8 protein-coding genes are annotated in these 9,943 nt (G+C 60.2%); 4 read left to right on the top strand and 4 right to left on the bottom strand.

The features are described from left to right. Positions 1–165 precede the first annotated feature (165 nt). From dxs to AC1DRJ_RS02700, 4 genes are all read right to left on the bottom strand, one after another. Positions 166–2,064 carry a 1-deoxy-D-xylulose-5-phosphate synthase gene (gene dxs, locus AC1DRJ_RS02685; RefSeq protein ID WP_477800699.1) on the bottom strand — a complete coding sequence of 633 codons (1,899 nt, stop codon included), beginning with the start codon at positions 2,062–2,064 and terminating at the stop codon, positions 166–168. Between the two features lie 91 nt (positions 2,065–2,155). Further along, entirely contained in the window at positions 2,156–3,043 is an 888-nt protein-coding gene (gene ispA, locus AC1DRJ_RS02690) for a (2E,6E)-farnesyl diphosphate synthase (RefSeq protein WP_477800700.1), read from the bottom strand. Continuing rightward, on the bottom strand, positions 3,040–3,282 hold the full coding sequence (locus AC1DRJ_RS02695; RefSeq protein ID WP_007894317.1) for an exodeoxyribonuclease VII small subunit: 243 nt from the start codon (positions 3,280–3,282) through the stop codon (positions 3,040–3,042). The genes ispA and AC1DRJ_RS02695 overlap by 4 nt, the downstream gene beginning before the upstream one ends. A 291-nt stretch (positions 3,283–3,573) precedes the next feature. Further along, the gene (locus tag AC1DRJ_RS02700) at positions 3,574–4,719 is read right to left on the bottom strand and encodes a Fic family protein (protein ID WP_477800705.1); all 1,146 of its coding nucleotides are present in this window, start codon (positions 4,717–4,719) and stop codon (positions 3,574–3,576) included. Between the two features lie 278 nt (positions 4,720–4,997). On the opposite strand from AC1DRJ_RS02700, the gene AC1DRJ_RS02705 reads away from it, so the two are divergent. From AC1DRJ_RS02705 to AC1DRJ_RS02720, 4 genes are all read left to right on the top strand, one after another. Further along, entirely contained in the window at positions 4,998–5,789 is a 792-nt protein-coding gene (locus tag AC1DRJ_RS02705; RefSeq protein WP_477800701.1) for a YfaP family protein, read from the top strand. A gap of 36 nt (positions 5,790–5,825) precedes the next feature. Beyond that, positions 5,826–7,538, top strand: a complete 1,713-nt coding sequence (locus AC1DRJ_RS02710; protein ID WP_477800702.1) for a DUF2138 domain-containing protein — start codon at positions 5,826–5,828, stop codon at positions 7,536–7,538. After that, entirely contained in the window at positions 7,523–8,173 is a 651-nt protein-coding gene (locus tag AC1DRJ_RS02715; RefSeq protein WP_477800703.1) for a DUF1175 domain-containing protein, read from the top strand. The genes AC1DRJ_RS02710 and AC1DRJ_RS02715 overlap by 16 nt, the downstream gene beginning before the upstream one ends. Beyond that, positions 8,170–9,943, top strand: a 1,774-nt coding sequence (locus AC1DRJ_RS02720; RefSeq protein WP_477800706.1) for an MG2 domain-containing protein, incomplete at its 3' end; no start/stop codon positions are given. The genes AC1DRJ_RS02715 and AC1DRJ_RS02720, both read left to right, overlap by 4 nt.

The raw sequence follows: 9,943 nt of genomic DNA on the forward strand, positions 1-9,943 counted from the left end.
GCAGTCCGTTGGCGCGTTGTAGCGAACAAAATTTGAAGATCACAAAAAACCAATGTGGGAGCGAGCCTGCTCGCGATGACGGTGTGTCAGTCAAAGAATTGTTGACTGGCAGTCCGCTATCGCGAGCAGGCTCGTTCCCACAGGGTATTGCGTGTATCCAGTAGGTTAGTTGTTCAGTAGCTGGAGGCGCTCACGCACCGCCGCTTCGATCCCTGCTTCGTCCAGCCCGCACTCGGTCAGCATCTGCGCAGGCTTGGCGTGTTCGACGTAGAGGTCCGGCAAGCCCAGGTGCAGCACCGACTTGAGGATATTTTCGCGGGCGAGGAATTCGCTGACCGCGCCGCCGGCACCGCCCATGATTGCGTTTTCTTCGACGGTCACCAACAGCTCGTGGCTGCCGGCGATTTCGCGAACCAGCGCTTCATCCAGTGGTTTGACGAAACGCATGTCGACAACTGTCGCATCCAGCGTCTCGGCGACTCTCAATGCTTCGGCCAGTTGCACGCCGAACACCAGCAGGGCGACTTTGCTGCCCTGGCGACGAATGATGCCTTTGCCGATTTCGATCGGTTGCAGGTCTTTCTCGATGGTCGCATTCGGACCCGAGCCGCGTGGGTAGCGCACCGCAGCCGGGCCGTTGTAGAGGTGGCCGGTGGTGAGCATTTTACGCAGTTCGTTTTCGTCGCTCGGGGTCATCACCAGCATGCCGGGGATGCAGCGCAGGAACGACAGATCGAAGCTGCCCGCGTGAGTCGGGCCGTCTTCGCCCACCAGACCGGCGCGGTCGATGGCGAACAGCACGTCGAGGTTTTGCACCGCGACGTCATGAATCAGTTGGTCGTAGCCTCGCTGCAGGAACGTCGAATAGATCGCCACCACCGGTTTCGCGCCTTCGCAAGCCATGCCGGCCGCAAAAGTCACGGCGTGCTGCTCGGCAATCGCCACGTCGAAGTAGCGCAGCGGGAAACGCTCGCTGAACGCGACCAGATCGGAGCCTTCTTTCATCGCCGGGGTGATGCCCACCAAGCGCGGATCAGCAGCGGCCATGTCGCACAGCCATTCGCCGAACACACCGGAATACTTCGGCCCGCTGGCCTTTTTCGGGGCGGCGGCCGGTGCGTCCAGCGGTTCGAGTTTAGTGATGGCGTGGTAGCCGATCGGGTCGACTTCGGCCGGGGCGAAACCTTTGCCCTTCTTGGTGACGACGTGCAGGAACTGCGGGCCTTTAAGATCGCGCATGTTGCGCAAGGTGGCGATCAGGGTCGGCAGGTCATGACCATCGATCGGGCCGATGTAGTTCCAGCCCAGCTCTTCGAACAGCGTGCCGGGAACCAGCATGCCTTTTGCGTATTCTTCGGTACGACGGGCGATTTCCCAGGCGCCGGGCAGGCGCGACAGAACCTTTTTGCTGCCCTCGCGCATGCTTGCGTAAGTGCGACTGGAAAGAATTTTCGCCAGGTAGTTCGACAAACCGCCGACATTGCGCGAAATCGACATGTCGTTGTCGTTGAGGATCACCAACATGTTGGCGTTCACTTCCGGCGCGTGGTTCAACGCCTCGAACGCCATGCCGGCGGTCAGCGCGCCATCGCCGATTACGGCAATGGCCTTGCGATCACTGTTCTGCAGGCGGGCGGCAATGGCCATGCCCAGCGCGGCGCTGATCGAGGTGCTGGAGTGGCCGACGCCGAAGGTGTCGTACTCGCTCTCGGAACGGCGCGGGAAGGCCGCGACGCCGTCCTTCTGGCGCAACGTTGCCATGCGCTCGCGACGGCCGGTGAGGATTTTGTGCGGATAAGCCTGATGACCCACGTCCCACACCAGCCGGTCGTCCGGGGTGTCGAAGACGTAATGCAATGCGATGGTCAGTTCGATGACGCCCAGGCCTGCACCGAAATGCCCACCGGTCTGACCGACCGTGTAGAGCAATTCCAGGCGCAACTCATCGGCCAGGGTTTCCAGCTCGGCTTCGCCTAACCGGCGCAGGCCGTCCGGCGTGTTGGCACGGTCGAGCAGGGGCGTGGTCGGGCGCTTGCGGGGAATCTCATGAAACGTCGTGGGCATCAGGCGAATCGTTATAGGTATAAAAGATGCGGCAGTTTACCTGATGCATCGCCCCCTGCCCACGCGTTGGTATTTTTTGGCGTATACGCCGTCAGTTACGTCGATCAACGATGTAGCGGGCCAGATCGCGCAAGGGCTCTGCCGCCGCGTCAAACGGTCGCAGCGCGTGCAGGGCCTGATCGCGCAGTTCCAGGGCGTAAGCCTTGGCCGCATCGAGGCCGAGCAGCGCCGGGTAGGTCGGCTTGTCGCGAGCGATGTCGGCGCCCTGGCGTTTGCCCAGGGTTTCGGTATCGCTTTCAACGTCGAGAATGTCGTCCTGCACCTGAAACGCCAGACCAATGGCCTGTGCATAGGTCTGCAAGGCTTTCAGCTCGTCCGTTCCCGCGTGACCGCTGGCCAAGGCGCCGAGTTTGACGCTGACCTCGATCAATGCGCCGGTCTTGTGCCGGTGCATGTATTCAAGGGCGGTTTGATCGAGCTTCAGGCCGACGGAGCCGAGGTCGATGGCTTGACCGCCGACCATGCCCGCCGGGCCTGCCGCAACGGCCAGGGCGCTGACCATCTGCAGGCGGATCTCAGCGTCCGCCCCGTTCAGTCGAGGATCGAGCAAGGCGCTGAACGCCAGGCTCTGCAAGCCGTCACCGGCAAGAATTGCGCAGGCTTCATCGAATTTTTTGTGAGTCGTCGGCTGTCCGCGACGCAGATCGTCGTCGTCCATGGCTGGCAAATCGTCGTGTACCAGGGAATAGGCGTGAATCAGCTCCACCGCGCAGGCCGCGCCGTTGGCTTGCTCAGCCTTGCCGCCCAACGCTTCACAGGCGGCATAAGCCAGCAACGGTCGTACGCGCTTGCCGCCATTCATCACGCTGTAGCGCATGGCTTCATAGAGACGGGCAAGTTCAGGACTCGGTGCGTTGAACAGGGTTTCCAATGCCGCATTGACGCGGGCCTGGCTGGTCGCCGAATACGCTGCAATCATTCTGGCTGATCCGCGTCGAAGGGTTCCTCGGCCAACTCGCCATCACGCTCGAGCAGCACTTGAACCTTCTGCTCGGCCTGGGCCAGCGCCGCCTGGCAATCACGAGTCAGCCCGATGCCTTGCTCGAAAGCCGTCAGCGAGTCTTCCAGCGACAGTTCGCCGTTCTCCAGACGCTCCACCAGCGTTTGCAGGTCAGCGAGCGATTGTTCGAAATCCAGTGCAGCTTTTTTGCGGGCCATGGCGGCTATTTCCGGTTGACGTTAAACCGGCGCGACACTAGCAGACATGGGGGGGATGGGCAAATGAGCCGGGTGTTTCGGCTAATGACTTTCGGGTGTGAGCGCGATCCCTGTGGCTAGAGGACCTGCCTGTGGTGAGGGGGCTTGCCCCCGTTGGGTCGCGAAGCGACCCCAGACCCACTGTATTTTGTCTGGCACACAGCATTCAGCTATCTACTTCTGCTTCGCAGCCGAACGGGGCGATGCGGCGGTCCGACAAGCCCCCTCGCCACAGGTTTTGGGGGTGGCTGTTTATAGCATTGAGTCATCCGGATAGCGGACTTGATAGCGGGTACTACGCCCACCCCCGGGCAGGCGTTGCAGGCAACCTTTCTCCAGCAACTCAACCAAATGACGGGTCGCGGTGGCTTTCGATACTTTCGCCACAGCTTGATATTGAGCCGCGCTGATGCCGTTCTCGAAACCTCGCTCCCCGCCGTCCAGCAAGCGATTCAGTACCTTGATCTGTTCGGCGGACAGTTTTGCGTCCCGATGCGCCTGCCAGAAGCGCGCCTTGCCCAGTACCGCTTCAATTCGCGTCATGGCCTGCTGCAAGCTGCGCAGCAAGGTTTGCAGGAACCATTCCAGCCACTCGGTAATGTCCGTGGAGCTTTTCTGGCTGGTTTCCAGCACTCGGTAATAACCGGAGCGATCCTCAAGGATGTTCGCCGACATGGCGTAGAAACGGATCGCCTGAGCTTCACCCTGAGCCAGCGCCAGATCGGTGATGGTTCGCGTAAGGCGACCGTTGCCGTCGTCAAAGGGGTGCAGGGTGACGAACCAGAAGTGCGCGATACCGGCTCGCAGCAATGGGTCGAGCCCACTCTGTCTCTGGCTGCTTTCAAACCAGGCGAGAAAAGTATCGAGCTGTTGTTCAAGGCCAAGGCGTGGTGGTGCCTCGAAGTGGATGATCGGTTTGTCGAGTCTTCCGGACACCACCTGCATCGGCTCATCGCCGCGCAATCCGCCGACATGAATCGACCGGGCGGCGAAGTTCATGTCCTGATCCGGAAACAGCCACTTGTGCCATTTCAGCAACCGATCCACTGTCAGCGTGTGCGCAAAATGCTGAGTCGCATCAAGCATTAACTGCGCGAGCCCTTCGCTGCGTTGGCTGACTTTATCGCCATCGACCACCTCCAAACCCAGACGTCGTGCCAGCGAAGATCGGACCGAGCCAACATTCAACTGTTCCCCCTCGATAGCTGAAGACGTCACGATGTTCTGTAGTAACGCATCCAGTTCGTTCTGCGCACTGAGTGAGTTACCCACAGAACTGGCCATGCCCATCAATCGACCTTGAGCCTGCACGCACTCACGCAATAGCGGCGTCAGGCGTTCGGATTGCCAAGTGAAATTCGGCCAGTCAGGCTGTTGCCAAATCCAGTGAGGTGTCATGACCACGGATAACTCCAGAGAGAATGAGCCGAATAATAGTCTTATTCGGCTCATTTTGTGAGCCGAATAAGACATCTATTCGGCTCACAGATCCATGTGTTCGTGACTCCCACCGCAAATCAAGATGGATCCGATTGTTTAAAATTCATCAAATCGCTACCCTCGCGCCTTACAGGACCCACCAGTCACCGGGTCTTTCTGACGAAACGCAGTATTTGGATCTGTAACGCGCCGAGGATCGGGCGCAAGGTTTCGTTATGCATGGCAGGAGGCATCACATGCGCTCATTTCTTTTGCTGGCGATGGGGTTGGTCTGCGCGACCGCTGCCAGGGCCGAACCGACGGCTGAGCTCTCGGAGCCGCTCGGTGGCTGGCGCTATAGTGGCCTGCTCGACCGCAGCGAAAACCCGCAAGTTGCCTATCCCACACCGCCCATCGACCGGGGCGTGCAGCGTAATCGCACAATGATCGAAGGCCAGCTCAAGGCCATCGGCACTCAACGCGGGCCGCACACGCTGGCGGTCAACGGAAATCCACTGAATCTGTATTCCGACGACCAAGGGCGTTTCGCCCGGCCGTATGCCTTTGGCGCCGGCTCCAACAGCGTCGAAGTGCGTAGCGCCGAAGGCCTGTCGCTCAAAAGCGTTCAATTCTATGAAGCCAACAACCTGCGCACGCCGGCACGGATTCGCGTGGCGCTGGGTTGGGACGACCCGAAAGCCGAACTCGACCTGCACATCATTACCCCTGACGGCCAGCATGCATTTTGGGCGCACTCGGCGCTGACCAACGGTGGAGGCCTGGACCCGGATGGCGTCGATGGCCCCGGCCCGGAAATGTTCACCATGACCGCGCCGTTGCATGGCACCTATCTGGTTTACGTGAACTATTGGGGCAACTTCGGCAGCGGCGGCTATAACTTCGAGGAGGCCAGCAACCAGAACGAGGTCATCACCTCGCAAATCAATCTGGTGCTCAACGAAAACACCGTCGACGAAAAACGCGAGACCTTCATCGTGCCCCTGCGCGCAATCGGTGACCTGCTGCTGGTCAAGACTTTCAACTATTAAGCATCCCGCACCACGGATGAATTGGGCGTTGTGAACATGAGTGAAAAGACTGTTTCCCCGGCCGCTGAAACACCTGCTGTCAAAACGTCTCGCCGTTGGCCAGCACTGCTGGTCGGGCTGTGCCTGGTGGCTGGCGTGGCGGGTGGGTTGGGGTGGTTCATGCACAAACCCAAAGTGCCACCGGCGGTGTTGGCCAGCGACAAACTGGGCATGAGCCGGCCCGACGGTCTGCTCGAAACCCATTCCTTGAGCCAATTGCCCAAGGATTTGCTGGCGGTGCCGTTTCTAAAGGAAACCCTGACTGAAGATTTCGTCTTCTATTACGAAGCCCATGTCGATCGCCTCGGCTTGATCGGCAGTCTGCGGCGGATCATTTACGAGCATGACCTGAAATTGCAGGACAGCCTGATCGAGCAGCTGTTCGATCAACCGGCCGACGTGGCGCTGTGGCGCGGGGCGGATGGCCGGCTCAAGGATTTCCTGCTGGTGATGGATCGCGGCGGGTTGGCCAAGGTCCTGGAGCCGCTGGCCAAAGTGGCGCTGGATGATTCGCAGCTGACCAAGCTCAGCGATGTGAAGGTCGGCGCCGACGACGTGGCGCTTTATCAGCTCACCTACAACAACAGCAAAGCGCTGGTGTTCGCCTCCCATGGCGACAAACTGGTGGTGCTGTCCAATCCCGCCAAACTCTACGACACCGGCAACGGCCCGACCGATGAGCACGGCAGTGTCTCGACCACGGCTATCGCTGCGTTGCTCAGTGGCGACAAACTGTTCCCCGAAGCCTTCGGTCTGCCACCGCGGACACCGGAAGTGAAACAACGTCTCTCGGTGAACTCCAGCGTTCTGGCCATGGGTTACCAGCGCTTCATCCCGAACTTCGCCGGGCTGCGCTTCGACATGGATGACAAGGGTTGGCACAGCTTCCTCGCCATGGACGAACTGGAAGATCAGCCGGACTTTGATTTCAAACCGATCTGGCAAGCCATGCCGATGGGCGCCAGCGCTTGCGTAGCCTTACCGCTCGCCGCCGAACAACAGAAACCGTTGTTGGTGAAACTAGGCGCCGAAGAAACCGTGGCCCAAGCCCTGACCGAACGTATGGCCGGTGCGGCGGGCCTGTGCTGGTACGCCGATTCGCGCCTTTACACACCGTTGCTGGTGGCCAGCCTCAACGACGATGACAGCGCCAAGCTCGACGGCGACCTCGGTAATTTGTTCGGCTCGATGGTCGGTGCCTATGAACCGAATGTCGAAGAACACGCGTTCCCGGTGATCGAGAATCAGGATGGCCCAACCCACCAGTGGCAGCGTCAGGTCAGCTCCAACTTCGGCCCCTACAAAGCCAAGGAAGCTGAAGACCCGGACGCGATTTCCGGCAAGGCTTTCATGAAAGTCAGCCTGGCGCGTCACGGCTCGACGCTTCTGTTCTCCCTCGACGACAAGCTCGTGGACAAGGCCCTCGGCACCCTCGACAAACGCTTCCCACCAATGGCCGATGTGGTGCCTAAAGACCTGCTGATGCCGGTCTACTTCGGCCCGGAGTCCATGGCGCAACTGATGCAACAGGAAGCCCTCGACAGCCTGCCGCAGGACATGGAACCGGTGTTTTACAACGCCGCGCAAACCTACCTGATCCCGAAACTGCGCAAGCTCGGCGGCTACGGCAAATACGCCCTGACCTTGCCTGAAGGCAGCGAGCCCGACGGCCATTGGCAATGGCTGCCGCTGGAATGGAAAGCCCTGTGACCGCACTCATCCGAGGCCTCGGCTTGCTGGCCATGTTGCTGGGCGGTCGCGCATTCGCCACTGAGGCGCCACCGCTCGATGTGCAGCAATCCCAGGTGTTCCGCGCCTGGTTCGTGCGCATCGCCCAGGAACAACTGACCCAAGGCCCGAGCCCGCGCTGGTATCAGCAGGACTGCGCCGGATTGGTGCGGTTCGCCGCCAACGAAGCGCTGAGAGTCCATGACGACAAATGGCTGCGCAGCAACGGCCTGTCCAATCGCTACCTGCCGCCGGAACTGCAATTGAGCGAAGCCCAACGCGGCCTCGCCCAGCAATGGCAGCAGGGCGGCGGCAAAGTCGGGCCGTACGTCAATGCGATCAAACTGATTCAGTTCAACAGCCATCTGGTGAGTCGAGACGTGGCGCAAGCGCGGCCCGGCGACCTGATGTTTTTCGATCAGGGCGAGGACCAGCACCTGATGATCTGGATGGGCCGCAATATCGCCTATCACACCGGCACCACCACCCCCACCGACAACGGCATGCGTTCGGCAAGCCTGCAGCAACTCATGACATGGAAGGACACCCGATGGATACCCGACGCAGCCAACCCCAACTTCATCGGCGTCTATCGACTGAACTTTCTCTCCCAATGATCGGTGCCCGCATGTTGCGTTTTCTGCCTCTGTTGTTGGTTTTGGTGCTGCCGTTTTCGGCGGTCAACGCCGAAGACACCGTCGAGCCGAGCGGCTATACGCCGGTGGCCGGTGAAAGCTTTTTCCTGCTGGCCGACAGCAGCTTCGCCAGCGACGAACAGGCGATGGTGCGCCTCGAAGCGCCGGGCCGTGACTATCGCCGGTTCCGTATGGAGCCTTACGGTGGCGCAGACATTCGCGTGTACCGCATCGACAAGCCGCTGGATTTTCTCAAGCGCCAGAAGAACCTGCACCGCGTGGTCAGCGATGGCCAGTTCAAGGGCGAAGCCCTGTCGAATACCCTCGCGTACCTGTGGGACAACTGGTACCGCAAATCCCGTCGAGTGATGCAGCGGGCGTTTTCCTTCCAGTCCCGCCAACAAGTCACCGAGGCAGTGCCGGAACTGAAGATGGGTACCGCTATGGCCGCGCCAACGCCTTACGACGCTCAGCCGCAATTCGCACTGATTCCGGGTCTGCCGGTGGTCAGTCAATTTCGCTATCCGCTGTGGCAGGCCAAGCCGATCCAGCCGCCTGAAGGTGTGAACCTCGTAGGCTCTTCCAGTGAGTTCGTCAGTGTTGCGCCGGGCAATGTGTACATCCCGTTGGGCAACCTGAAGCCGGGTCTGTACCTGGTGGAAGCACTGATCGGCAAGTACCGCGCGACGACCATGGTCTTTGTCTCGAACACCGTGGCCGTGAGCAAAATCGCCGGCGATGAACTGGTGGTCTGGGCCGCACGCAAACACGAAGGCAGTTCGGTGCCGAAAGTGAATGTGCTGTGGACCGATGGCCTTGGCGTGATGAGCAGCGGCACCACCGATACCGATGGTTTGCTGCGGCTGAAACACGTCAGCCCCGAGCGTTCGTTCGTGATTGGCGAGGACGAAGAGGGCGGGGTGTTTGTCTCCGAAAATTTCTATTACGACAGCGAAATCTACGACACCAAACTCTATGCCTTCACCGACCGGCCGCTGTATCGGCCGGGGGATTGGGTGTCGCTGAAAATCGTCGGTCGTKAGTTCAGGAACGCCCGGGATTCGGTGGCGCCGAGCGCTGCCGACGTAAACGTGACCGTGCTCGATGCCACCGGCACGGCGCTGCAATCGCTGGCGTTGAAGCTCGATTCCAAGGCGGGTACCCAAGGCCGTTTCCAGTTGCCGGACAACGCCGTGGCAGGCGGTTATGAACTGCGTTTCAGCTACAAGGATCAGGCCTACAGCAGCGCGTTCCGCGTGGCTGAATACATCAAACCGCACTTCGAAATCTCGCTGAACCTGGCCAAGCAGGATTACCGCACGGGTGAGCCGGTGAAGGGCAGCCTGGTGTTGCTATACCCGGACGGTAAACCAGTGGCCAATGCCAAATTGAGCCTGAGCCTGCGCGCCCAACAATTGTCGATGGTCGACAACGAACTGCAATACCTCGGGCAATTCCCGGTGGAGCTGACCAGTACCGAACTGACCACTGACGCTAAGGGCAACGCTATCCTCGATTTGCCAGCCGCCGAGAAACCGAGCCGCTACTTGCTCACCGTTTTTGCGAGCGATGGCGCGGCGTATCGGGTCAGGACCACCAAGGAAATCCTCATCGACCGTGGCGCGGCGAGTTTCAGCTTGAGTGCGCCGCAACGCTTCAGTGCGGTGGGCGGCAAGGTTGTCTTCAGCTATCAGAACGAAGGCGCCAACGAGCAGAGCAAAACCGTTACGCCGAGCAGATACGGTTGGGTGC

This window comes from Pseudomonas sp. P5_B2 (assembly GCF_056400445.1).